The following is a 24,806-nucleotide window of genomic DNA, read 5'->3' as shown; positions in this document are numbered from 1 at the left end:
CTTCTCGTAGGGGCTGCTTGGGGATCAGTCGGCCATCAGGTGAGCGCGCGCGGCGGCGAACAGCCGGCCGGCATCCGCCTGTTGCGCATGCACGCCGTGCTGCACGCGGCACGTGCCACCGGTGCGGACTTCCGCTAGTGTCTCATGCCCGTGGCTGGCGAACACGTGCGTGGCCAGCGCCTGCGGCCCGTCCAGCCCGGCCAGCGTGGGGTGATGCCCATCCAGCACGACGAAATCCGCCCGCTGCCCGATTGCCAGCCCGGCCACCGGGCGCGCCGCCGCACGGGCGCCGCCGGCCACGGCATCGAGCCATAGCCGATCCGCCACCTGCGCGTGACGTTCAGACGCCAGCACATTGCGGCGCTGGAGGCCCAGACGCTGCCCATATTCGAACAGGCGAAGCTCCTCGGCGACGCTGACGCTGGCATGGCTGTCCGAGCCGATGCCCCACGCGCCGTGCTGCGCAAGGTAAGGCGCGGCATCGAACACGCCGTCGCCCAGGTTGGCCTCCGTAGTCGGACAGATGCCTGCCACGGCGCCACTGTGCGCCAGCCGGCGCCGCTCGTCCCAGTCCATATGCGTGGCGTGGACCAGGCACCAGCGGCCATCCACCGGCACATGGTCGAGCAGCCACTCCACGGGCCGCACGCCGGACCATGCCAGGCAGTCGTCCACTTCCTTCTGTTGTTCCGCGATGTGGATATGCACCGGGGCCGTCGCATCCATGGCATGCAGCCCGGCCACGGCGTGGGAGAGGCTTTCCGCCGGCACCGCGCGCAGCGAATGGGGCGCCAGCCCCAGCCGTGCACCATGCGCGGCGCATTCCGGCGCCAGCCGCGCGAGCAGGGCCAGCATCGCATCGGTATCGTTCAGGAAACGGCGCTGGTCGACCTGCGCGGGCTTGGCGCCGAAGCCTGCGGTCTGGTAGAGCACCGGCAGCAGCGTCATGCCGATGCCGGCGGCCTTCGCCGCGCGCAACAGGCGCAGCGACATCTCGGCGGGGTCCGCATACGGCTTGCCGTCGCGATCGTGGTGAACGTAGTGGAACTCGCACACGCTCGTATAGCCCACGCGCAGCATCTCGATATAAAGCTGCGTGGCGATGGCCTCCAGCGCATCGGGCGACAACCGCAGCGCAAACCGATACATCAACGTACGCCAACTCCAGAACGAGTCGCCACCGGCGGGATCGTCGCCATGCGTTACGCTGCGGTACTCGGCCAGGCCGGCAAACCCGCGCTGGAACGCGTGCGAATGCAGGTTGGGCATGCCCGGCAGCACCGGGCCCGCGGCCTGCGGCACCCCGGCAGCGGTGGCAGCGGCGCTGTCGGCATCCGGGTGGACGGTGACCAGATCGCCGTCGGCATCCCACTCCAGCAGAACGTCCTGCGCCCAGCCTTCCGGCAGCAACGCCTGCCGGGCGAACAACTGACCTGCGCTCATGGTGCGCTCCCCTCTTCCGCGCGAAACACGCGTCCCTGCCGCACGACGGCCGCGCAAGGATTGCGGCCGAACCAATACGCCAGCTCCGCGGGAGACGCCACTTGCCACAGCACGAAATCGGCGCCACGGCCTGCCGCCAGCACGCCATGACGATCCGCGGCACCGAGCGCGCGGGCGGCATGCGTCGTCACGCCCGCGAGCACCTCGGGCACGGTCATGCGGAACAGCGTGCATGCCATGTTCATCATCAGCAGCAGCGACGTCGTCGGCGAGGTGCCGGGATTGTGGTCGGTGGCGATCGCCATCGGCACCCCGTACTGGCGCAGCAGCGCGATCGGCGGCAGATGCGTATCCCGCAGGAAATAGTAGGCGCCCGGCAGCAGCACCGCCACCGTGCCGGCCTCGGCCATCGCGGCCACGCCAGCTTCGTCCAGATGTTCGAGGTGATCGGCGGACAATCCTTTATGTCTCGCCACCAGCGCGGCACCGCCAAGATTGCTCAGTTGCTCGGCGTGCAGCTTGACCGGCAGGCCGTGGCGCGCGGCGGCGTCGAATACCCGCGTGGTCTGCGCGGGCGAAAAGCCGATCCCTTCGCAGAAGGCGTCGACGGCATCGACGAGGCCCTCCCCGGCCAGCGCCGGCAGCATCGTGTTGCAGACCAGCTCGATGTAGTCGTCGGCACGCCCCGCATATTCGGGCGGCAGCGCGTGGGCGCCGAGGAACGTCGTATGTACCGCAACACCAAACGCCTCGCCTAGCTTGCGTGCCACGCGCAACTGCTTGCGCTCGGCGTCCAGCGACAGCCCGTAGCCGGACTTGATTTCGATAGCGGTCACGCCCTCGGCCAGCAACGGTCGCAATCGCGCAGCCGCCTGGGCGAACAGCGCGGCCTCGTCGGCCTCGCGGGTCGCGCGCACCGTGGAGACGATGCCGCCACCGGCCCGCGCGATGTCCTCGTAGCTGGCGCCGGCCAGCCGCATGGCGAACTCGTCGGCACGCTGGCCGCCGTAGACCAGGTGCGTATGGCAATCGACCAGGCCCGGCGTGACCCACGCGCCGCCGCCATCGTGGAGTGGCAGGTGGCGATACGCCGTGGGCAACGCCGCCTGAGCGCCCACCCAGGCGATGCGGCCGTGCTCGACGACGATCGCCCCGTCCCGGATCGCGCGTGCGGGATCCGCATCGGGCAGCAAGTGGCAGTGGTGCCAGACGCCGTCGGCGGACGGCGCGTCGGAAATCCTCATCGGACAGGCTCCATATGCAGGGTCACGCGCAGGCATAGCGCGGAGATCTCGGTGGGAGCGAAAGCCAGTTGCCCGGGCGGCACGTCCCCCGGCACCAGTATGCCCTCGCCCGCTTGCAGGTGCTCGCCATCGGCAACGCGCCAGTCGCCCCGGATCACGAATACGAGAACGGTGTCGGCGCCGGAGGTGGCACCTGCCGTGGCATCGAACGGCTCGCGCTGCAGGTCGACCTGTGCGCGGCAGCGATCGCGTCGGGTCATCACGTTGAAGTCGCGCGTGGGGCCGTCGACCAGCGTGGCATGCACGGCCGTATCGCCCGAGAACGGGTATGGCTCGCCGATCCGCGTGAGCTTGTGGCAGAACGAATCGTCGTGGGCCTGCAGGTGCACACCCGCGCCCTCCAGCAGCACGATCTGGCGGTCGATGCCGGGAAAGGCCGAGAACGGCCCGTCCGCGGCGATGTCGGCCACGCTGATGCGCCACGCGAAGGCGTCCATGCCCGCGCCCGGCGGCCACACGGCAATCTCGCGCGTGGTGCCGCCGCCGTTCTTCCACGGCGTCGGCACGATGGCGTCCAACGAAAACCGGACCGCCCCGGATGGCAAACCGCTCATGCGCCCTTCGCTCCCTTCACCATCGGCAGATTCAGGCCCTTCTCGTGCGCGCAGTCGATTGCGATGTCATAGCCGGCATCGGCATGGCGCATGACGCCCGTGGCCGGGTCGTTCCACAGCACACGCTCGATGCGCTTCGCGGCGGCGTCGGTGCCGTCACAGACGATCACCACGCCCGCGTGCTGCGAGAAACCCATGCCCACGCCACCGCCGTGGTGCAGGCTGACCCAGGTGGCGCCGCCGGCCGTGTTCAGCAGCGCGTTGAGCAGCGGCCAGTCGGACACCGCATCGGAGCCGTCGCGCATCGCTTCGGTCTCGCGGTTCGGCGACGCGACCGAGCCGCAGTCGAGGTGATCGCGGCCGATCACGATCGGCGCCTTCAGCTCGCCCGACTTCACCATCTCGTTGAAGGCCAGGCCGGCGCGATGACGCTCATCCAGGCCTACCCAGCAGATCCGCGACGGCAGCCCCTGGAATGCGATGCGATCGCGCGCCATGTCGAGCCAGCGGTGCAGGTGCTTGTCCTCGGGGAACAGCTCCTTCATCTTTGCATCGGTCTTGTAGATATCCTCGGGATCGCCGGACAGCGCCACCCAGCGGAACGGCCCCTTGCCCCGGCAGAACAGCGGACGGATGTATGCCGGCACGAAGCCCGGGAAATCGAACGCGTTCTTCACGCCTTCGTCGAAGGCCACCTGGCGGATGTTGTTGCCGTAGTCCAGCGTCGGCACGCCCATCTGCTGGAAGGCCAGCATCGCGTTGACGTGCTTGACGATCGACGCCCTGGCGGCCACCTCGACGGACTTCGGATCATTCTTGCGCGCGTCTTCCCACTGATCCACGGTCCAGCCTTCCGGCAGGTAGCCGTTGACGAGGTCGTGCGCCGACGTCTGGTCGGTGACCATGTCCGGACGCATGCCGCCCGCCTGGGCGCGGCGCACCAGTTCCGGCACGATTTCCGCCGCGTTGCCCAGCAGGCCCACCGAGATCGCCTCCTTGTTCTTCGTCGCCTCGGCGATCATCGCCAGCGCTTCATCGAGCGTGGTGGCCTTCTTGTCGACATAGCGCGTGCGCAGGCGGAAGTCGATACGCGACTCCTGGCATTCGATCGCCAGCACGCAGGCACCGGCCAGCACACCGGCCAGCGGCTGCGCGCCGCCCATGCCGCCCAGGCCCGCGGTCAGGATCCACTTGCCGGCCAGGTCGCCGTTGTAGTGCTGGTTGCCCGCCTCCACAAACGTCTCGAAGGTGCCCTGCACGATACCCTGCGTACCGATGTAGATCCACGACCCCGCCGTCATCTGGCCGTACATCATCAGGCCGGCACGATCGAGCTCGTTGAACTTGTCCCAGTTGGCCCAGTGCGGGACGAGATTCGAATTGGCGATCAGCACGCGCGGCGCATCGGCATGGGTGCGGAACACGCCCACCGGCTTGCCGGACTGCACCAGCAGCGATTCTTCCTCGCCCAGGCGGCGCAGGCTGTCCAGGATCGCGTCGAAGCATTCCCAGTTGCGCGCGGCCTTGCCGATACCGCCATAGACCACCAGGTCCTGCGGCCGCTCCGCCACGTCCGGGTCCAGGTTGTTCTGGATCATGCGGTAGGCGGCCTCGATCAGCCAGTTTTTGCAGTGCAGCTGGCTGCCCCGCGGTGCGCGGATTTCGCGCGGGCCGCGCAGGGTCTCGGTGAATTGGTGTTCGTTGGCGTTCATGTCTCGTCTCTCCTGCGTGGAATTCGGTTCGGGTCGTGGATCGGTTCGTAGGTCGGGTTGTGGATCGGGTTGTGGATCGGGTTGTCGGGGTCGCGGATCAGGCGGCGGCGTTGGTCGGAAGGACCGCGCGCACCGCGTCGGGCCACCCCGCGCCGGCATCGCCCTGCTGGACCCACTGCTTCATGGCCTCGATGTCGGGCGCCAGGTAGCGGTCGGATTCGACAAAGGCCACGCGCGCGCGGATGCGGGCCAGTTCCTGCTCCACCAGCGGCGACGACTTCAGCGGACGATGGAACTCGATGCCCTGCGCGGCCGCCATCGCCTCGATGCCGACTACCACGGCCGTGTTGGCGGCCATCTCGCCCAGGCGGCGCGCACCATACGTCGCCATCGACACATGGTCTTCCTGGTTGGCGGAGGTGGGCAGGCTGTCGACGCTGGACGGATGCGCCAGCGCCTTGTTTTCGGAAGCCAGTGCGGCGGCCGTGACCTGCGCGATCATGAAGCCGGAGTTCAGGCCGCCCTCGCGGACCAGGAACGGCGGCAGGCCGGACAGGCCCGTATCCAGCAGCAGCGCCAGCCGGCGCTCGGAGATCGCGCCGATCTCGGCGATGGCCAGCGCGATGATGTCGGCCGCAAAGGCAACCGGCTCGGCGTGGAAATTGCCGCCGGACACCACGTCACCCTGCTCGGGGAACACCAGCGGGTTGTCGGATGCCGCATTGGCCTCGATGCGCAGGATGCGCGCGGCGTGCGTCAGGTTGTCCAGGCAGGCGCCCATCACCTGCGGCTGGCAGCGGATCGAATAAGGGTCCTGCACGCGGCCGCAGGTCTTGTGGGAGTCGACGATCTCGCTGCCGTCGAGCATCGCCCGTACCGCGTGCGCCACGTCGATCTGGCCGGCCTGCCCGCGTGCCTCATGGATGCGTGCATCGAACGGCTTGACCGATCCCTTGATCGCCTCCAGCGACAGCGCGCCGGCCACCAGACCGGCCGCGAACGCATCCTCGGCGGCAAACAGGCCCGCCAGCGCCAGTGCCGTGGAAACCTGCGTGCCGTTCAGCAGCGCTAAGCCTTCCTTGGGGCCCAGCGCAAACGCGTCGAGTCCCGCGTGGGCCAGCCCCTGCGCGGCCGGCACGCGCTGGCCGTCGACATACACGTCGCCCACGCCGATCAGCGTGCACGACATGTGCGCCAGCGGCGCCAGGTCGCCCGATGCGCCCACCGAGCCCTTGGCCGGGATGCAGGGGGTCACATCGTGATTGGCCAGCGCCAGCAGCGCCTCGATCAGTTCCGGCCGCACGCCCGAATGGCCGCGCGCCAGGCTGACCGCCTTGATCGCCAGGATCAGGCGCACGGTGTCCACCGCCAGGTCCGGGCCCGTGCCCACGCTGTGCGAGAGCACCAGGTTGCGTTGCAGCTGCGCCAGCTTGTCGTGCGGGATGCGCGACTGGGCCAGCTTGCCGAAGCCGGTGTTGATGCCATAGACCACGGCGTCGGCATCGATGATGTCCTGCACGGTGGCTTGCGCGGCGCGCACGCCGGCCCAGGCGGATTCCGCCATCGCCAGGCGCACTTCGCCACGGTAGATGCGGCGCAGGTCGGCCAGCGATACGTGGCCCGGCTGGAGCGTCAGCACGGGGCGGGAATCGGAGTGAGTGCGGGGTGCCGTCATGAGCATGTCCTCTGGTCTTGTCTGTGCAGTGCGCTGCGGCGCACTGCGAGTAGTCGTTGGCTCGTCCTGCGACTTGTATGAGCCTGTCTATACAGGTTAGTCGAAAAGATAGCCCGATGGCCAGCAAAAAAGCTGGCGTCAGGCAGATATATCAGCCGAAGGCAGGATTGCCGTCGGCGCGGAAGCGGCTGCCGAGGCGATAACGGTTGCCCGGGTGCAGACAACGCACGAATGTGACCGGTACGCCGTGAGTCCACGTGCGTCGCGTCAGCAACAGGCACGGTTGCGCGGGCGGCATTTCCAGTTGCGCGGCCTGCTCCGGCGTGGCCGAGATCGCGTCGACCACGTGCTCCACCTGGTCGTACGGCACGTTGCGCAGCAGGTATTCGCCGGGCTGCGTATCGCTGAAATCCTGCGTGATGAAGTCCGGCGCCACGCGCGGGTTGACGTAGCGGTCCTCCAGCTGCACGGGCACGCCATCCTCGCGATGCACGCAGACCGAATGGAACACCGATTCACCGGTGCGCAGCTCCAGTGCGGCGGCCACTTCGATCGACGCGGAGACGCGCTCCACCAGCATCACATCGCACGCATAGTCGTGGCCCCGCATGCGGATCTCGTCCTGCAGGTTGACCACCGACAGCAGCGTGGACTGCGGCTTGTGCTCCGCCACGAACGTGCCGACGCCCGCCACGCGCACTACCCTGCCCTGCTCCGACAACTCGCGCAGCGCGCGGTTGACGGTCATGCGCGACACGGAGAAGCGGTTCACTAGCTCCTGCTCGGACGGCACGCGGTCCCCGGGCTGCCACGCGCCGCTCTGGATCTGGCGGGCGATGTACTCCTTCACCTGCTGGTAGAGCGCGGCGGGGGCGTTGGACGAGGCGGATGCCTGGCTGGTGGCGGGGTGATTCATGGCGTTCAGTGCTCGGCCGCGGCCATGGCCTCGGCGCGGATCTCCTCGGTCAGCCGTGCCTTCAGCGCGGAAAACTCGGGCGATGTCTTGATCGTGTAATGGCGCGGATGGGGGAAGTCCACCGCGATCTCGCTCTTGATCCGACCCGGCCTGGCGGAAAACACCGCCACGCGGTTGGCCATGAAGATGGCCTCGTCGATATCGTGCGTGACGAATAATACCGTCTTGCGCGACGACTCCCAGATGCCCAGCAGCAGTTCCTGCATCAGCACGCGCGTCTGGTTGTCCAGCGCGCCGAACGGCTCGTCGAGCAGCAGGATCTTGGGATCGTTGGCCAGCGCCCGCGCAATGGCCGTGCGTTGCTGCATGCCGCCGGACAACTGCTTGGGATAGTGGTGTTCAAACCCGCGCAACCCCACGCGGGCGATGAAGAAATCGCTGCGCTCCTTCTGGTCCGCCACGCTCATGCCGCGCTCGCGCAGGCCAAACCGCACGTTCTGCTCGATGGTCAGCCACGGGAACAGCGTGTACGACTGGAACACCATGCCACGATCGGCACCCGGGCCGGCCACGGGCTGGCCGTCGAGCAGCACACGGCCGCCGGTGGGTGTATCCAGCCCTGCCACGATGCGCAGCAGCGTGGACTTGCCGCAGCCGGACGGGCCGAGAATCGTCACGAAGTCATTGTCGCGCACCTCGAAATCGACGGGCAGCAACGCCTGCGTTTCACCGCCGCGCGGATTGGTGAAGGTCCGCGATACCTGCTGGATGGACAGCGCGCTCATTTGATCGAACTCCACGGGAACAGGCGCTGGTTAGCCACCTTGAAGACGAGGTCCGACACCAGCCCGATGCAGCCGATGACGATGATGCCGAAGATGATCTGCCCGGTGTTCAGCAGCGCCTGGCTGTCAGTGATCATGTGGCCGATGCCCGAGGACGAGCCGATCAGCTCCGCGACGATCACATACGTCCAGGCCCAGCCCAGCACGAGCCGCAGGATCTCCGCGATGCCGGGCGCGGCGCCGGGGATCAGCACGCGGCGCACGATCCCGCGCGGCGTGGCACCCAGCGTGTAGGCCGCCTCGACCAGGTCCTTGCGCGCGCCGCCGACGGTCACGGCCACCATCAGCACGATCTGGAAGAACGAACCAATGAAGATCACCAGCAGCTTCTGGGTTTCGCCGATGCCGGCCCACAGGATCAGCAGCGGGATGAACGCCGACGCCGGCAGGTAACGGCAGAACGACACGAACGGCTCGAAGAACGCCTCGGCCGCCTTGTACGCGCCCATGAAGATGCCGAGCGGGACGGCAATCGCCGCGGCGAGCACGAAGCCGCCGACCACGCGCCAGACCGTCATGCCGATATCGCCGATGAAGTTGTACTGCGTGAACAGCGTCACCCCTTCACGCGCCATGGTCAGCGGATCGGCCAGGAATGTGCGCGACACGAAACCGCCGAGCGTGACGACGGCCCACAGGCCGAAGAAGACGGCGAAGAACGACAGGCCGAGCAGCCAGCGCGTGCGCGGCGCTACCGGCACCAGCGGCGACAGCCACGGATGACGCGCGCGCGGCGCGGCCAGGGTGCCGGTGGCGGCCGGCACGCGTGCGGCCGGCGCGGAGGTGGAAGCTTGAGAAGACATGACTACCCCTTCCGGCTTACTTGAGGAATCGTGCGTCATAGAGCGTGGTGACATCCGGCACCTGGCGAATCACGCCGATGTCCATCAGCACGCCGGCGGCTTCCTTGCTGAAGCTCGCCAGCTCGCCCGAGAAGAACGTGCGGTTGGCTTCCTTGTCCTGCCAGCGCAGGTAGGCCGACGACTTGGCAAACTGCTCGCCGGTCTGCTTGACCGCCGCGCCCATGATCTCGTTTGCGCGCTCCGGCTCCTTGCGGATCATCTCCAGCGCCTCGAAATAGCTGTCCACCAGCGCCTGCGCGGCCTTGGGATTGTCCTTGAGCCACTTGGGCGCGCAACCCAGCGTGTCCGTCACCATCGGGTAATCCAGCGTGGTGGCCAGGATCTTGCCCTTGTCCGGATTGGCGCGCACGGTGGAGAGATACGGTTCGTAGGTCATGGCGCCATCGTTCTGCCCGGCCACGAAGGCCTGCGCGGCCGCCTGTGGCGACAGCGTGGTCACCTTGACGTCCTTCAGCGTCATGCCGTTCTTCTTGAGCATCCATGCCAGGCCGAAGTACGGCGCCGTGCCCGGCGCATCCACGCCGATGGTCTTGCCCTTGAGATCGGCAAAGCCCTTCACGTCGCTGCGCACGGCCAGGCCGTCGGCGCCGTAGGACTTGTCCAGCTGCACGATCTGCGTGATCGGCACGCCGTTGGCATTCCATGCCACGTGGGTTTCCACGGTGGTGGCCGCGCACTGGATCGCGCCCGAGGCCAGCGCCAGGTGACGGTCCTTTTGCGGAATCATCTTGATGTCGACGTCCACGCCGTGCTTCTTGAAGATGCCGGCCTTGTCGGCCAGCGTCAGGGGGGCAAACCCGGTCCAGCCGCTCATGCCGAGCGTGACGGGTGTGTTCTGGGCGTGGGCGACGGTGGCGGCGGCCGATACGGCCAGGGCGATTGCGGCAAGCGTTGCACGGCGTTGCTGGGACATGCTGTCGGCTCCTTTGGTGTATGTCGGACAGGCTTGGATGCAGCCGGTCGATGGTGCGGCCATGCGTGTGGCCATCACTCGATGCCGGCAATGGTGCTATGCCTGTCTATACAAGTCAACGAAGGGTTTGCACTAGTCTGCGCCCAGAAAAGTGCGCAAATATCCGCAAAATGCACCCTTGCGGGGCGTTTCGGATAAATCCTGTATAGACAGCGACACGGCCGGCACACCGCTTGCAAGCGGTGTGCCAGGGAAGAGAGGCCGGGGAGTTCAGGCGTCGAAGAAGGACGCCACGGTGGGATAGCGCAGGCGCAGACGCAGCTCGCGCTTGAGCCGACGGTTGTCCAGGCGGCGCGATTCGCTCATGAAGCTGAGCAGCGACGCATCGATGACCTCGCCCGCCTGCTGGCGACTGATGCGCGGGGGCCTGGGCAGGCCACGCCGGTCCGCCACGAGGTCGAAGTAATCGGCCATGCGCAGTTCCGTGTCGTCGCTGGCGTGGACCACGCGCTGGGGGCGTCCGCGCCACAGCCCGGCGATCATCGTGCGCGCCAGGTCATCCGCATGAATATGGCTGGTGTACACGTCGTCCTGCCGCGACAGGGCCGGCGTGCGCTTGTTCAGACGCGCGATCGGCAGGCGGTCTTCGGCGTAGATGCCTGGAATCCGGACGATGCTGGCGCGCCATCCCGCATCGCGGCCAAACCGGCGAACCGCGGATTCAGCCGCCACGCGGCGCCGCGCGCGTGGCGTTTGCGGGCGGACCGCGTCAAATTCCTGCACGCGGGCACCGCCCCGGTCGCCATAGACGCCAGTGGTGCTGGCATAGACGAACACGCGCGATGGCACATGGTGCGCGGCCGCCTCGAACGCCCGGTGCCAACCCCGGTCGGGTAGAATGTCGGCCTCGCTGGCGGCTCCGGATGCGAAGCGTCCGGCCCGTGCCCGGCGCCATGCGGTCCGCCTCAGCGCGGCAAGCAAGGCGCGTGTGCGCGGATCGCCATGGCCCTGCGCGGGCGGCGGCGCCAGGTCAATGACCCGGTCCGCCAGGCCGCGCAGCCGCGCCAGCGTGACAGGCCGATCCAGGTCGGCCACCAGCGGTACCGCGCCCGCTGCGCGCAACTCGGCCCGACGGCCCGGTTGCGACGTCACGGCAAACACCCGCATGCGGGCTGACAGCAGCCGCAGGATGCGCGTGCCGACATCGCCGCAACCGACGATCAGCAGACGCGGACGGCCTAGTCGGCGCGCGGCCCTTGGGGTAGACAACGCCGGAATCGGCGACAGAATTTGGCTCATAGATCTGATTATGGCTTATCAAGTAACCGTCATGCCCAGCGGCCACAAGTTCGAGGTGGCCGCCGACGAAACTATCCTCGGCGCGGCCCTGCGTCATAGTATCGGCCTGCCGTACGGCTGCAAGAACGGCGCGTGCGGGTCCTGCAAGGGCCGCGTGGTCGAGGGCACCATCGTGCAGGGCGACCACGCCGCATCGGCGCTGACAGCCCAGGAAAAGACCGAAGGCCGCGCGCTGTTCTGCTGCGCCAATGCCGCCTCCGACATCACGATCGAGTGCCGTGAAGTCCACGGCGCCGGCGACATCCCCATCAAGAAGATCCCGTGCCGCGTGAGCACGCTGGAGCGCCTGGCGGACGACGTGATCGCCATCCGCCTGCAGCTTCCCGCGACCGAGCGCATGCAGTACCTGGCCGGCCAGTACGTGGAATTCCTGCTCCGCGACGGCAAGCGCCGCAGCTACTCGATCGCCACGCCGCCGCACGAGGAAGGCCCGATCGAACTGCATATCCGCCACATGCCGGGCGGCGCCTTCACCGACTACGTGTTCGGCGCGAAGGAAGGCGCCCCGGCCATGAAGGAGCGCGACATCCTGCGCTTCGAAGGTCCGCTGGGCAGCTTCTTCCTGCGCGAGGATTCCGACAAGCCGATCGTCCTGCTGGCCTCCGGCACTGGTTTCGCACCGATCAAGGCCATCGTCGAGCACGCCGCGTACACCGGCATCACGCGCCCGATGACGCTGTACTGGGGCGGCCGCCGCCCGCGCGACCTCTACATGCACGCGCTGTGCGAGCAGTGGGCTCGCGACCTGCCGAACTTCAAGTACGTGCCCGTCGTGTCCGACGCGCAGCCCGACGATGCCTGGACGGGTCGTACCGGCTTTGTCCACCAGACCGTCATGGCCGACTTCCCGGACCTGTCCGGGCACGAGGTCTATGCCTGCGGCGCTCCGGTGATGGTGAACGCCGCCCGCACGGACTTCACGGCCCAATGCCGCCTGCACGAGGACGCGTTCTTCGCCGATTCCTTCACGTCCGAGGCCGACATGCACCCGGCCGGCGCGGCCTGAGCGCCGCGGCCGCCGTTCCGTCGACACAACAATGCCACCCGGGTCTGCCACATTTCGTTTTGACACCCGGGCGCATGCGTTTTATATTGGCCGCCATGAACACCGTTATGCTCCGACGCCGCGCACGTACGTTGCTCCCCACCGGGGTGCCGCGCGGCTGACCGTCAACAGCGTCTGTTCAGGTCAACAAGCCACGGGCAATCCCCGTGGCTTTTTGTTTTCTTCCGTCTCTTTGCTCTTCCCTTTGTCCGTCCATCGTTTCATGCCGACCCCAGGAGTCCGCCATGGCATTTGCTGAGTATCCCGTCCAATCCCTGATGTACATCACCAACCGGCCCGAGCTGGTCTTCACCGAAGGCAAGGGGTCGTGGCTGACGGACCATAACGGCAAGCGCTATCTCGATTTCGTGCAAGGCTGGGCGGTCAACGCGCTGGGCCACTCGAACGAGGGCATGATCCAGGCGCTCGAAACCCAGGCGCGCAAGCTGCTGAACCCGAGCCCGGCGTTCTACAACGAGCCGATGCTGAAGCTGGGCCGTCAACTGACCGACAACAGCTGCTTCGACAAGGTCTTCTTTGCCAACAGCGGCGCCGAGGCCAACGAAGGTGCGATCAAGCTGGCGCGCAAATGGGGCCGCAAGCACAAGAACGGCGCGTACGAGATCATCACGATGGACCACAGCTTCCATGGCCGCACGCTGGCGACCATGAGCGCATCCGGCAAGGCCGGCTGGGACACCATCTTCGCCCCGCAGGTGCCGGGTTTCCCGAAGGCCGACCTGAACGACCTGGCATCCGTGGAGAAGCTGATCACCGACAAGACCGTCGGCATCATGCTGGAGCCCGTGCAGGGCGAAGGCGGCGTGATCCCCGCCACGCGCGAGTTCATGCAGGGCCTGCGCGCGCTGGCTGACAAGCACAAGCTGCTGCTCATCGTCGATGAAGTGCAGACCGGTTGCGGCCGCTGCGGCACGCTGTTCGCGTACGAGCTGTCGGGCGTGGAGCCGGACATCATGACGCTGGGCAAGGGCATCGGCGGCGGCGTGCCGCTGTCCGCGCTGCTGTGCAAGGCCGAGGTGGCAAGCTTCGAAGCCGGCGACCAGGGCGGCACCTACAACGGCAACCCGCTGATGACCGCCGTGGGCAGCGCCGTGATCGAGCAGCTGACCGCGCCGGGCTTCCTGGACGATGTGAAGGCCAAGGGCCAGTACCTGCGCGAGCAATTGCTGGCGCTGTCGGCCGAGTTCGGCCTGGGCGGCGAACGTGGCGAAGGCCTGCTGCGCGCGCTGGTGCTGGACAAGGACATCGGCCCGCAGATCGTGGAAGAGGCGCGCGAGATGGCGCCGCAAGGCCTGCTGCTGAACTCGCCGCGCCCCAGCCTGCTGCGCTTCATGCCGGCGCTGAACGTGACGCGCGAGGAAATCGACCAGATGATCAGCATGCTGCGCACGCTGCTGAAGAAGCTGGCCTGAAGGAGCTAGCCTGTGCGGCCCGGCCGGTCAGCCGTACCGGCCGTTGCGGTCCGTCCGTACGGGCATGGTGGGATCGGGCCTCGCTGACGGCCCGTCGCCGCACCGTCACCCATGAAAAAAACAAAACCCCACACTCCGGAAAATGTGGGGTTCGTCGGCAATCTGAAGCCTCGCTTTCGCGAGGCTTTTTCGTTGCTGCGAGAAAACCGCAGGCGATTACTCGCCCAGGTAGGCCGCGCGCACCTTCGGGTCATCCAGCATTTGCTTGGCATCCCCGCTCATGGTGACCAGGCCGGACTCCATCACATAGCCACGGTGCGCGGCCTGCAGCGCCAGGCGCGCATTCTGCTCCACCAGCAGCACGGTCACGCCCTGTGCCGACACGGTGCGCACCACCTCGAAGATTTTTTCGACCATGATCGGCGACAGACCCATCGACGGCTCATCCAGCAGCAGCAGCTTGGGCTGGCTCATCAGCGCGCGCGCCATGGCCAGCATCTGCTGTTCACCGCCGGACATCGTGCCGGCCAGCTGGTTGGCGCGTTCCTTCAGGCGCGGGAAGATGCCGAACATGCGGTCGATGTCGGCCTTGATGCCGGCCTCGTCGGTCCGCGTGTACGCGCCCATCTGCAGGTTCTCGGTGATGGTCATGCGCGCGAACACGCCGCGCCCTTCCGGGACCATCGCCAGGCCCTGCTTGAGCAGCGCGTAGCTGGGCACGCCCTTGATGGACTTGCCCATGTACTCCACGTCGCCGCCGGCCCAGTGCTGCAGGCCGGTGATGGCCTTCATGGTGGTGGTCTTGCCGGCGCCGTTGGCGCCGATCAGCGTCACCAGCTCGCCTGACCGGATCTCGAGATCGATGCCCTTGACCGCCTGGATGCCGCCGTAGGCGACCTTCAGGCCAGATATCTTCAGTAGTGTGTCTTTCATTGTTCTTTCCCCCGTCAGTGCGCCGGGGTACCGAGGTAAGCCTCGATCACCGCTGGGTTGCTCTGGACTTCTTGCGGCAGGCCCTGCGCGATGACCTTGCCGTAGTCGAGCACGGTCATGCGGTTGCACAGGCCCATCACCAGCTTCACGTCGTGCTCGATCAGCAGGATGGTCTTGCCGTCGCCGCGGATCTTGTCGAGCAGGCCGCGCAGCTCCACCTTCTCAGTGGCGTTCATGCCGGCGGCGGGTTCGTCCAGTGCCAGCAGCTTGGGCTCGGTGGCCAGCGCCCGCGCGATTTCCAGGCGGCGCTGGTGGCCGTAGGAAAGGTTGCGCGAGGTGAAGTGGGCGTACTTGCCAATGCCCACGTATTCCAGCAGGTCGTGCGCCCAGTCTTCCACCGACTCTTCCTCGCGCCGCACCGAGGGCGGACGGAATACCGCGCCGAGCAGGCCCGCCTTGGTGCGCACATGGCGCCCCACCATCACGTTCTCGAGCGCGGTCATCTCGCCGAACAGACGGATGTTCTGGAAGGTGCGGGCGATGCCAGCCTTGGCGACTTCGTGCACGGCGGTCGGCTGGTAGGCCTTTCCACCCAGCACGAACTCGCCGGAATCAGGCGTGTACAGGCCGGTGATCACGTTGAAGAAGGTGGTCTTGCCGGCTCCGTTGGGACCGATCAGGCCGTAGATTTCGCCCGGATGGATCTCCAGGCCCACATCGGACAAGGCCTGCAGGCCGCCGAATCGCTTGTTGACCCCCTGTACCGACAGGAGGAAATTCCCATTGCTCATATCATCCTCCTGGTCAGAAACGGCCAACGCTTCCCGGGCGGCGGATCACCGGCCGGTCTTCCCTTCGCGGCGATGGCCACAGGCCCGCCGGGCGATACAGCATCACGACAACCAGTGCCAGGCCGAACAGGAGTTGCCGCAGCACTTCGGCGTCGACGATGATATGGCCGAATATCAGGTTCTGCACCGGCTCCGCCACGGCGCGCAACAGTTCCTGGAAACCCACCAGCAGGATGCCGCCAAGGATCACGCCCGGAATGTGGCCCATGCCACCGAGCACGACGATAGCAAGGATGTAGATGGACTCCCACAGCACGAACGACTCAGGTGACACAAAACCCTGGAAGGCGCCAAACACCGCGCCCGACGCGCCGCCGAACGAGGCGCCCATGGCGAAGGCCAGCAGCTTGATGTTGCGGGTGTTGATGCCCATCGCCTTGGCGGCGATCTCATCTTCGCGGATGGCGACGAAGGCGCGGCCGATCCGCGAGTTCTGCAGCCGCAGGCAGATGAACACGATGGCGATCACCAGCACGACCAGCAGGTAGTAGTACATGAATACTGGCGTGAACTTCAGACCGAAGATCTCGTGTGTCTTGGAGAAATTGAAGCCGAAGATGTGGACCGGGTCCACCGCGGTGATCCCCTTCGGGCCGTTGGTGATGTTCAGCGGCCGGTCGAGGTTGTTCAGGAAGATGCGGATGATCTCGCCGAAGCCCAGGGTCACGATAGCGAGGTAATCGCCGCGCAGCTTAAGCGTCGGCGCACCGAGCAGCACGCCGAAGGTCGCCGCCACCAGCACTGCCAGCGGCAACACCAGCCACATGGTGAGGTGCAGGCCATTGGGAAAGAGCTGGTGGATCCACTCGAACTGGTTAGACAGGTGGGGCGAACCCAGCAAGGCCATCATGTACGCGCCAACTGCATAGAAGGCGATATAGCCGAGGTCGAGCAGGCCGGCGAAGCCCACCACGATGTTCAGGCCAAGCGCCAGCATGATGTAGATCAGCGCGAAGTCGAGCACGCGCACCCAGTAGTTGCCGCCCAGAGTCTGCACGAGGAACGGCGCGCACAGGGCGATCACCAGGAAAGCCAGTAGCGCGGCCATGGTCTTGGCCGGCGTCTTGGTCAGCGGCGCTGCCGGCGCCGCCGGGGATGGAATCGGGGTATTCATGGATTCTCTCTCCTCAGGCGCGTTCAGAAACCCGCTCGCCCATGATGCCGGACGGACGGAAGACAAGGACGATGATCAGCACGATAAAGGCGAACACGTCCTGGTAGTTGGAGCCAAATACGCCACCGGTGAGATCGCCGATATAGCCGGCACCCAGCGCTTCGATCAGGCCCAGCAGCATGCCGCCGACCATGGCGCCCGCCAGGTTGCCGATGCCGCCCAGCACCGCGGCGGTGAACGCCTTCAGACCGGGGATGAAGCCCATGTAAAAGTGGGCATTGCCGTAGTTGGTGGCCATCATCACGCCGGCCAGCGCTGCCAGCGCGGCGCCGATCATGAATGTGGCCGAGATCACGAAGTTCGGGTTCACGCCCATCAGCCCCGCCACCTTCTGGTTCTCGGCGGTGGCGCGCATGGCGCGGCCGAGCTTGGTGCGGTTGACCAGGGTCAGCAGGCCCGCCATCACCATCAGCGCCATGCCGATGATGACGATTTCCTTGCCCGTGATGGTCGCGCCGGTCGCGCCGATGTCGATCGGCGACGAGGGCAGCAGTTGCGGGAAGGTCAGCGGATTGCGCGACCAGATCAGCATGCCTATCGTCTGGAGGATGATGGACACGCCGATGGCGGTGATCAGCGGGGCTAGCCGCGGTGCGTTGCGCAACGGTCGATAGGCCACTCGCTCGATGGTGTAGGCCAGCACGGCGCAGACCGGCATGGCGATCAGCGTAGCGATCACCAGCGTGAGCCATTCGGGAAGCCCGGGGGCGAATTTCTGCAAGCCAAGTATGGCTGACAGCGCGGTCAGCGCGCCGATCATCAGCACGTCGCCGTGGGCGAAGTTGATGATCCCGAGAATGCCGTAGACCATGGTGTAGCCAAGTGCGATCAGCGCATAGATGCTGCCGAGCACCAGACCGTTCACGATCTGCTGGATAAGGATATCCATGAAAACTCCTTGCTTCCGTCCAAATTCCCTCGGCATGGGGTGGATGCCGGGGGGACGTTGATATGTGGGTGGCTTGGTAGTGTGGTTATTTGCTGGTCAGCGGCCTGCCTACTCCACCCATGGTAAGGATGCTGCACGTGCGGCAAGGCTAAAAAAACGGCACCGCAACATACTCGCGGTGCCGTTCGGATGGGCCGGTAAGCCCGGATTACATCTTCACGACGTCGAGGACGGACTTCTTCTTGTCCTTGTACTCGTACAGCGTGATGGTGCCTTCCTTCATGTCGCCCTTCTCGTCGAAGGCGATGTTGCCGATTATGCCCTTGTAGTTCGTCTTGGGCATCTCGGCCAAGATGGCCGCCGGCTCGGTCGAGTTGGCGCGCTTCATGGCGTCAACGACGACCATCACGGCGTCATAGGTGAACGGTGCGTAGATCTGCACCGGCGCATTGAAGCGCGCCTGGTAGCGCTTGTCGAAATCCGCGCCCTGCTCCATCTTCGACAGGGCCAGGCCGGCTTCCGAGCAGATGATGTTGGACACGGCATCGCCAGCCAGTTCGGCCACCTTGTCGGTACAAACGCCGTCGCCGCCAACGATCTTGGACGAAATGCCCAGTTCCTTGGCTTGCTTGGCGAACGGGCCGCCGGTGGCGTCCATGCCGCCGTACATGATCACGTCCGGCTTCTTGCCCTTGATCTTGGTCAGAATGGCCTTGAAGTCGGTGGCCTTGTCGTTGGTGGCTTCACGCGCCACCACGTTCACGCCTGCCGCCTTGGCGGTCTTCTCGAACTCGTCAGCCAGGCCCTTGCCGTAGGCGGTGGCATCGTCAACGATGGCCACGCTCTTCGCGTGCAGGCTCTTGGCGGCGTAGTTGGCCAGCGCCGGACCCTGCTGGGCATCGGTGGCCACCACGCGGAAGGTGGTCTTGAAGCCTTGCTTGGTGTAGTCGGGGTTGGTCGACGACGGCGAGATCTGCACGATGCCGGCATCGCTATAGATCTTGGAGGCCGGGATCGATACGCCCGAGTTCAGGTGACCGACCACGGCCGCGACCTTCGCGTCCACCAACTTCTGCGCCACGGCGGTGCCGGTCTTCGGGTCGCCCGCGTCGTCTTCGCCGACCAGTTCGAGCTTGATCTTCTTGCCGTTGATTTCCAGGCCGGCCTTGTTGACTTCTTCAACGGCCAGGCGGGCGCCGTTCTCGTTGTCCTTGCCAAGGTGAGCGATGCCGCCCGTCAGCGGAGCCGCGTGGCCGATCTTGACGACGGTTTCGCCACCGCCAGCGGCTGCGGGGGCAGCGGCTGCAGCAGGTGCCGATGCTGCCGCATCAGCCGGCTTTTCTTCCTTCTTGCCACATGCGGCGACCAGCGCCACTGCGGCCGCGATCGGCAGAATCTTGGCAAACGTGAATTGCATGAGTGATCTCCTAGGATTCACAAAAACAGGGAAATAAACTGCGCCTCCCGGACGCACTCCCTGGACCGCCCTTGTTTAGTTTCAATTTGAAACGCGCGCATTGTATCCCCTTTCTTTGCAGATGCAATATGCGACGCAACAACCTGAACCATTTACCCACCAAATGAGCTAGGGAATTTCCCCAATGCACAGATTGGGGCAATCTCCGCCCATTCGGCGGACCCGTCCTTTATCCTTACAAGAATCGTGCCTAGGGCCCGGCGGGGCCTCATGCGGCACCAATTAAGCCGCGTCAGCGCCACCCATAATGGCACGTTATTAATTAGGTATTTCATTTCAATTACCGGGCAACTTCTCTAATGTGCAGAATGTAGCGTCGCACCATAATAGGGAAAACCCCATTCTCGGGGATTACCCTGATATTGTCTGGGTGTTAAGACAGGTATTGAAAAGCAAATCGGCGGGATACGGGCTTCCGGGCGGGAAATGTCTGTAGCCAGCAATCGTCCGTGCGCAGACCCTATCCGCCATGCGCACCGGGACCGTGCAACGGAGCGGGCTGCTCAAGCACTGGAAAAACGGGGAAAGAGGAAGGACTGCGGGCGAGGCCGCGTTGGCGGTGATGCCGAGGGTGACGCAGAGGGTGACTACAGCGGGATGCGGCGGAAGGATCGCGGACGTTGCCGCCAGGGCAACGTCCGGGTCGCGAAGATCAGGACTTCACGGACACGCTGGCAAGGCCGCGCGGCAGCGGGAAGGACATGTTTTCCTCCACGCCTTCCAGCGCGCGCACGTTCTTGATGCCAAACGTACGCAGGCGCTCGACGATGGCCTGGGCCAGCGCCTCCGGCGCCGAAGCGCCGGCGGTCAGGCCGATCCGGCGCTTGCCCGCCACCCACTCGGGCTTGAGCTGCTCCGGATCGTCAATCATGTAGGCAGGCACGCCCAGACGGTCCGCCAGTTCGCGCAGGCGGTTGGAATTGGAGCTGTTCGGGCTGCCCACCACGATCACGACTTCCACCTGCGGCGCCATGAACTTCACGGCGTCTTGCCGGTTCTGCGTGGCATAGCAGATGTCCTGCTTCTTGGGCTCGCGGATCTCGGGAAAGCGCGCCTTCAGCGCGGCCACAATCTCGGCGGTCTCGTCCACGGACAGCGTGGTCTGTGTGACGTAGGCCAGTTGCAGCGGGTCGCACACGGCCAGCTGGTTCACGTCCTCGACCGACTCCACCAGCAGCATGCCCAGTTCAGACTGGCCCATCGTGCCTTCGACCTCGGGATGCCCCTTGTGGCCGATCATGATGATCTCGCAGCCCTCGGCACGCATCTTCCCGACTTCCACGTGCACCTTGGTCACCAGCGGACAGGTGGCGTCAAACACGTTCAGCCCACGCGCGGTGGCATCGGCACGTACTTCCTTGGAGACCCCGTGGGCACTGAAGATGACGGTCGATCCCTCGGGCACCTCGTCAAGTTCGTCCACGAAGACGGCGCCCTTGCGGCGCAGGTCGGCCACCACGTAGGCGTTGTGGACGATCTCGTGGCGCACGTAGATCGGTGCACCAAACCGGGACAGGGCGCGCTCGACGATCTCGATCGCGCGGTCCACGCCGGCACAGAAGCCGCGCGGTTGCGCCATCAGGATCTCGGCGTCGCTGGAGATGGTCATTTCGTGCATGCGGTGGTCCGACTCGACGACTGACATCAGAGAATTCCGATCAACTGGACGTCGAACAAGATGGTCTGTCCGGCCAGTGGGTGGTTGAAATCAAACAGCGCCGCGGTGTCTCCGAATTCCTTGAGCACGCCGGCGTACTTTCCGCCGCCAGGTGCATTGAATTCGACCAGATCGCCTGGCGAATAGTCTTCCTCGAACGAACTGTTCTCGCGCAGCGTGGCCAGAGAAACCCACTGCAGTAGTTCAGGATTGCGCGGCCCGAACGCATGCTCGGGCGCAAGGCGATAGGTCGTGCGCTCGCCCTCGGGCATGCCGAGCAGGGCCTGTTCCAGCGTAGGGGCCAACTGGCCCTGGCCGAGCAGCAACGTGGCGGGCTTTTCCTCGAACGTGCTCACGACTTCGGTGCCGTTCTCGAGGGCGATACTGTAGTGAAGCGTCAGGAACGAGTCCGCCCCGACGGTCTTGCGGGCAGCCGCGTCGCCGCCTGCCGCTTCCGACGCAAAAGTTTGCAGATTCATGGGTGCTCAACCGGTCAACAACCCGTATTGTATTCGACTGGACCAACCGACGCCGACGCGCCGCCCTCCGTGTCGCCATCCTGCCGCCAAGTGTGGCGCTGAACGGAGACGATTCGATGTCAATTCCCCAATGGCCCGCCTGCGAGCGGCCGCGCGAAAAACTGCTGAAATCCGGCGCCAGCGCGCTGTCCGACGCCGAATTGCTGGCCGTCTTCCTGCGCGTGGGCAGCGCGGGCAAGAGCGCTGTCGATCTGGCCCGTGAACTCCTGACGAGCTTTGGATCGCTGACGCGGCTATTCGCCGCGGATGGCGATGCCCTTGCCGGCGTCAAGGGCATGGGTGCAGTGAAGTACGCACAATTGCGGGTCGTGCCGGAGCTGGCGCGGCGATCGCTCGCCGAAACGCTCAAGGAATCCGGAGGGCTCGATTCCTCTCGCGCGGTCCGCGCCTACCTGCGGATGACGCTGGCCCACCTGCCCTATGAAGTCTTCCACTGCCTCTACCTGGATTCCCGCTACCGGCTGCTGGCCAGCGTGGAACTGGCGCGCGGGTCGCTGTGCGAAGCCGTGGTCTACCCGCGCGAAGTGGCCCGCGAGGCCCTGGTGCACAACGCCGCCTACGTGATCGTGGCCCACAACCACCCCGGCGGGGAAGCCGTGCCAAGCCGCAGCGATCTCACCAGCACACGGGCCCTGGCGCGGACGCTGTCCGTGCTGGACATCGAGCTGCTGGACCATTACATTGTCGCCGGCAGCGATATCTACTCGTTCGCAGAGCATGACCGGCTCCCCTCGCCTCACTCGCGTGACGCAAGCGGCACGGCGCAACACCTCCTTCCGAAAAGTACGGAAGGCGTTGATCCGCCAATCGTTTCCGGTCTATAATGCTCGTTTTGCTGAAGTCTCAATCCGCTGCAGTCCGGGCCCGCGCGCCTTTTGTTGATCTGTTGCGAACATTGTCCACGAATAAGATTTAGGAGTGCTTCATGGCACGCGTCTGTCAAGTGACCGGGAAAGCGCCGATGGTCGGCAACAACGTTTCCCACGCAAACAACAAGACCAAGCGCCGCTTTCTGCCCAACCTGCAGAATCGCCGCTTCTTCGTTGAATCGGAAAACCGCTGGGTGAGCCTGCGCGTCTCGAACGCCGGCCTGCGCCTGATCGACAAGAAAGGCATCGACTCCGTGCTCGCCGACCTGCGCGCACGCGGCGAAGTCTAAATAGTAGGAGTACACCATGGCCAGCAAAGGCGGACGCGACAAGATCAAGCTGGAATCGACCGCAGGTACGGGTCATTTCTACACGACCACCAAGAACAAGCGCACCATGCCGGAAAAGATGGAGATCTCGAAGTTCGATCCCGTCGCCCGCAAGCACGTGCCCTACAAGGAAACCAAGATCAAGTAATTGATCCGGTTTTCTGGCAAAAAGCCCCGCTCCAAGCGGGGCTTTTTGTTTTTGCGGCCGGCGGAAGCCCGCCCGAAGTTTGGGATGACTACGCGGCAAACCCTTGCGCCACAAGGGATTGAGAGCACGCCGGGATGCATGCGGGTGTACACTTGCCAGCTTTCCCCAACGCTCTTTCGCCCCCACGCGATCCCTGCACCATGAACTTCGATGTCGCGATCGTCGGCAGCGGGCTGGCCGGCCTCACCGTCGCGCTGCAGCTGGCCGATTCCCACCGGGTTGTCATCCTCAGCAAGCGCGCCATGACACAAGGCGCCAGCGACTGGGCCCAGGGCGGGATCGCCGCGGTACTGGATTCCGGCGACAGCCATGACGAACACACGCAGGACACGCTCGTTGCCGGCGCGGGTCTTTGCGACGAGGACGCGACGCGCTACATCGTCGAGCATGGCCGCGAAGCCATCCAGTGGCTGATCGACCGGGGCGTGCCGTTCACGCGCGACGCGCAGGCCGAGCTGGGCTTCCACCTGACCCGCGAAGGCGGCCACAGCCGCCGCCGGATCATCCACGCGGCGGACGCCACCGGCCATGCCGTGGTGACCACGCTGGCCGAGCAGGCGCGGCAGCACCCCAATATCACGATTATCGAGGACCATTTCGCGATCGACCTGATCACGGCCAGCAAGCTGGGCCTGCCGGGCAATCGCTGCTATGGCCTCTACGTGCTCAATGACGCCACGGGCGACGTTCGCACGATCACGGCCACGCACACGGTGCTGGCCGCCGGCGGCGCCGGCAAGGTCTATCTCTACACGACCAACCCGGACACGGCCACGGGCGACGGCATCGCCATGGCCTGGCGCGCGGGCTGCCGTGTGTCGAACATGGAATTCATCCAGTTCCACCCGACCTGCCTCTATCACCCGTACGCCAAGTCCTTCCTGATTTCCGAAGCGGTGCGAGGCGAAGGCGGGCTGCTGAAGCTGCCGGACGGCACCCGCTTCATGCCGGAACACGATGCACGTGCCGAACTGGCGCCGCGCGACGTGGTGGCCCGGGCGATCGACTTCGAGATCAAGAAGCGTGGCCTGGATTGCGTGTACCTGGACATCACGCACCAGCCGGAGTCGTTCCTGAAGGAACACTTCCCGACGATCCACGCTCGCTGCCTGGAGTTTGGCATCGACATCGCGCGCGAGCCGATTCCCGTTGTGCCCGCGGCCCACTACACGTGTGGCGGCGTGGTGACCGATACGTCCGGACGCACGGACATCGCCAACTTGTATGCCGTGGGCGAAACGGCCTGCACGGGCCTGCACGGCGCCAATCGCCTGGCATCGAATTCGCTGCTGGAATGCATGGTGATCGGCCGAGCCGCGGCCGAGGACATTGCCGCGCAGGACAAGGCCGGCGCGCCGGACATCACACTGCCGGCGTGGGATGAAAGCCGCGTCTCGGATGCTGACGAAGAAGTGGTCGTGTCCCACAACTGGGACGAGCTGCGCCGCATGATGTGGAACTACGTGGGCATCGTGCGCACCGACAAGCGCCTGGAGCGCGCCCAGCACCGCATTGGATTGTTGCGCGAGGAAATTGCCGAGTATTACGCGAACTTCCGCGTCACGCGGGACCTGCTGGAATTGCGCAACCTGGTCGAAGTGGCATCGCTGATCGTCGATAGCGCGTACTCGCGCCACGAAAGCCGCGGCCTACATTTCAGCCGTGACTATCCGGACACGCTGCCCAAGGCGCTGCCGACGGTGCTACAACCGCTGACGGGCCGCGCCGCGCAGCATCGGCAGAAAAAACAAAAGGCCTGACGAGCAGGCCTTCCCTCCCACAACCGAGCATCGGGTCCGCATTGCCGGGCCCGACTGC

Annotated in this window: 22 protein-coding genes and 1 pseudogene; 6 read left to right on the top strand and 17 right to left on the bottom strand. The window is 65.7% G+C overall.

What is annotated here, in order from left to right:
• Positions 1 to 24 precede the first annotated feature (24 nt).
• From AC1DOX_RS10440 to AC1DOX_RS10395, 10 genes are all read right to left on the bottom strand, one after another.
• Positions 25 to 1,443 carry a formimidoylglutamate deiminase gene (locus AC1DOX_RS10440; protein ID WP_441615800.1) on the bottom strand — a complete coding sequence of 473 codons (1,419 nt, stop codon included), beginning with the start codon at positions 1,441 to 1,443 and terminating at the stop codon, positions 25 to 27.
• Positions 1,440 to 2,687: an imidazolonepropionase gene (gene hutI / locus AC1DOX_RS10435; RefSeq protein WP_441615798.1), complete on the bottom strand. Its 1,248-nt coding sequence runs from the start codon at positions 2,685 to 2,687 to the stop codon at positions 1,440 to 1,442. Before hutI ends, AC1DOX_RS10440 begins: the two co-directional genes overlap by 4 nt.
• Positions 2,684 to 3,301: a HutD/Ves family protein gene (locus tag AC1DOX_RS10430; protein ID WP_441615796.1), complete on the bottom strand. Its 618-nt coding sequence runs from the start codon at positions 3,299 to 3,301 to the stop codon at positions 2,684 to 2,686. The genes hutI and AC1DOX_RS10430 overlap by 4 nt, the downstream gene beginning before the upstream one ends.
• Positions 3,298 to 5,013 carry a urocanate hydratase gene (gene hutU, locus AC1DOX_RS10425; RefSeq protein ID WP_441615794.1) on the bottom strand — a complete coding sequence of 572 codons (1,716 nt, stop codon included), beginning with the start codon at positions 5,011 to 5,013 and terminating at the stop codon, positions 3,298 to 3,300. The genes AC1DOX_RS10430 and hutU overlap by 4 nt, the downstream gene beginning before the upstream one ends.
• A gap of 97 nt (positions 5,014 to 5,110) precedes the next feature.
• The gene (hutH, locus tag AC1DOX_RS10420) at positions 5,111 to 6,688 is read right to left on the bottom strand and encodes a histidine ammonia-lyase (protein WP_441615792.1); all 1,578 of its coding nucleotides are present in this window, start codon (positions 6,686 to 6,688) and stop codon (positions 5,111 to 5,113) included.
• Positions 6,689 to 6,839: 151 nt separating this feature from the next.
• A complete protein-coding gene (gene hutC / locus AC1DOX_RS10415; protein ID WP_092135141.1) occupies positions 6,840 to 7,604 on the bottom strand; it encodes a histidine utilization repressor in 765 nt (254 codons plus the stop codon).
• Positions 7,605 to 7,609: 5 nt separating this feature from the next.
• Entirely contained in the window at positions 7,610 to 8,389 is a 780-nt protein-coding gene (locus AC1DOX_RS10410; protein ID WP_092135142.1) for an ABC transporter ATP-binding protein, read from the bottom strand.
• Positions 8,386 to 9,252, bottom strand: coding sequence for an ABC transporter permease (locus tag AC1DOX_RS10405; protein WP_092135144.1), 867 nt, complete (start codon positions 9,250 to 9,252; stop codon positions 8,386 to 8,388). Before AC1DOX_RS10405 ends, AC1DOX_RS10410 begins: the two co-directional genes overlap by 4 nt.
• A gap of 16 nt (positions 9,253 to 9,268) precedes the next feature.
• Positions 9,269 to 10,225: an ABC transporter substrate-binding protein gene (locus AC1DOX_RS10400; RefSeq protein WP_477101324.1), complete on the bottom strand. Its 957-nt coding sequence runs from the start codon at positions 10,223 to 10,225 to the stop codon at positions 9,269 to 9,271.
• 270 nt (positions 10,226 to 10,495) lie between these two features.
• Entirely contained in the window at positions 10,496 to 11,524 is a 1,029-nt protein-coding gene (locus tag AC1DOX_RS10395; protein WP_477101323.1) for an NAD-dependent epimerase/dehydratase family protein, read from the bottom strand.
• 10 nt (positions 11,525 to 11,534) lie between these two features.
• Here AC1DOX_RS10395 and AC1DOX_RS10390 point away from each other — a divergent pair, with 10 nt between their 5' ends.
• The gene (locus tag AC1DOX_RS10390) at positions 11,535 to 12,590 is read left to right on the top strand and encodes a CDP-6-deoxy-delta-3,4-glucoseen reductase (RefSeq protein WP_441615783.1); all 1,056 of its coding nucleotides are present in this window, start codon (positions 11,535 to 11,537) and stop codon (positions 12,588 to 12,590) included.
• Positions 12,591 to 12,874: 284 nt separating this feature from the next.
• The gene (locus AC1DOX_RS10385) at positions 12,875 to 14,062 is read left to right on the top strand and encodes an acetylornithine transaminase (RefSeq protein ID WP_441615781.1); all 1,188 of its coding nucleotides are present in this window, start codon (positions 12,875 to 12,877) and stop codon (positions 14,060 to 14,062) included.
• Positions 14,063 to 14,278: 216 nt separating this feature from the next.
• Here the strand turns inward: AC1DOX_RS10385 and AC1DOX_RS10380 are convergent, their stop codons facing one another.
• From AC1DOX_RS10380 to AC1DOX_RS10350, 7 genes are all read right to left on the bottom strand, one after another.
• A complete protein-coding gene (locus tag AC1DOX_RS10380; protein ID WP_441615779.1) occupies positions 14,279 to 14,995 on the bottom strand; it encodes an ABC transporter ATP-binding protein in 717 nt (238 codons plus the stop codon).
• Positions 14,996 to 15,009: 14 nt separating this feature from the next.
• Positions 15,010 to 15,786, bottom strand: a complete 777-nt coding sequence (locus AC1DOX_RS10375) for an ABC transporter ATP-binding protein (protein ID WP_441615777.1) — start codon at positions 15,784 to 15,786, stop codon at positions 15,010 to 15,012.
• 13 nt (positions 15,787 to 15,799) lie between these two features.
• Positions 15,800 to 16,960 (bottom strand): ABC transporter permease subunit, encoded by a 1,161-nt coding sequence (locus AC1DOX_RS10370; protein ID WP_441615775.1) that lies wholly within the window; start codon positions 16,958 to 16,960, stop codon positions 15,800 to 15,802.
• A 13-nt stretch (positions 16,961 to 16,973) separates the two neighbouring features.
• A complete protein-coding gene (locus tag AC1DOX_RS10365; RefSeq protein WP_441615773.1) occupies positions 16,974 to 17,909 on the bottom strand; it encodes a branched-chain amino acid ABC transporter permease in 936 nt (311 codons plus the stop codon).
• A gap of 208 nt (positions 17,910 to 18,117) precedes the next feature.
• A complete protein-coding gene (locus AC1DOX_RS10360; RefSeq protein ID WP_441615771.1) occupies positions 18,118 to 19,326 on the bottom strand; it encodes a branched-chain amino acid ABC transporter substrate-binding protein in 1,209 nt (402 codons plus the stop codon).
• A 712-nt stretch (positions 19,327 to 20,038) separates the two neighbouring features.
• Positions 20,039 to 21,031, bottom strand: a complete 993-nt coding sequence (gene ispH / locus AC1DOX_RS10355; protein ID WP_441615769.1) for a 4-hydroxy-3-methylbut-2-enyl diphosphate reductase — start codon at positions 21,029 to 21,031, stop codon at positions 20,039 to 20,041.
• On the bottom strand, positions 21,031 to 21,522 hold the full coding sequence (locus tag AC1DOX_RS10350; protein WP_092135159.1) for an FKBP-type peptidyl-prolyl cis-trans isomerase: 492 nt from the start codon (positions 21,520 to 21,522) through the stop codon (positions 21,031 to 21,033). Before AC1DOX_RS10350 ends, ispH begins: the two co-directional genes overlap by 1 nt.
• A gap of 116 nt (positions 21,523 to 21,638) precedes the next feature.
• Here AC1DOX_RS10350 and radC point away from each other — a divergent pair.
• From radC to nadB, 4 genes and pseudogenes are all read left to right on the top strand, one after another.
• Positions 21,639 to 22,313, top strand: a pseudogene (gene radC, locus AC1DOX_RS10345) (RadC family protein); the annotation flags it as partial.
• Positions 22,314 to 22,507: 194 nt separating this feature from the next.
• A complete protein-coding gene (gene rpmB / locus AC1DOX_RS10340) occupies positions 22,508 to 22,741 on the top strand; it encodes a 50S ribosomal protein L28 (RefSeq protein WP_006575661.1) in 234 nt (77 codons plus the stop codon).
• A 16-nt stretch (positions 22,742 to 22,757) separates the two neighbouring features.
• Positions 22,758 to 22,928: a 50S ribosomal protein L33 gene (rpmG, locus tag AC1DOX_RS10335; protein ID WP_008644909.1), complete on the top strand. Its 171-nt coding sequence runs from the start codon at positions 22,758 to 22,760 to the stop codon at positions 22,926 to 22,928.
• A gap of 200 nt (positions 22,929 to 23,128) precedes the next feature.
• Positions 23,129 to 24,748, top strand: coding sequence for an L-aspartate oxidase (gene nadB / locus AC1DOX_RS10330; protein WP_441615766.1), 1,620 nt, complete (start codon positions 23,129 to 23,131; stop codon positions 24,746 to 24,748).
• The last annotated feature ends 58 nt before the right edge of the window (positions 24,749 to 24,806 follow it).

It is taken from the genome of Cupriavidus sp. 01L415 (genome assembly GCF_056400065.1).
Note: the sequence above shows the minus strand (reverse complement) of the source record. Positions and strands in the feature narration are given on the sequence as shown.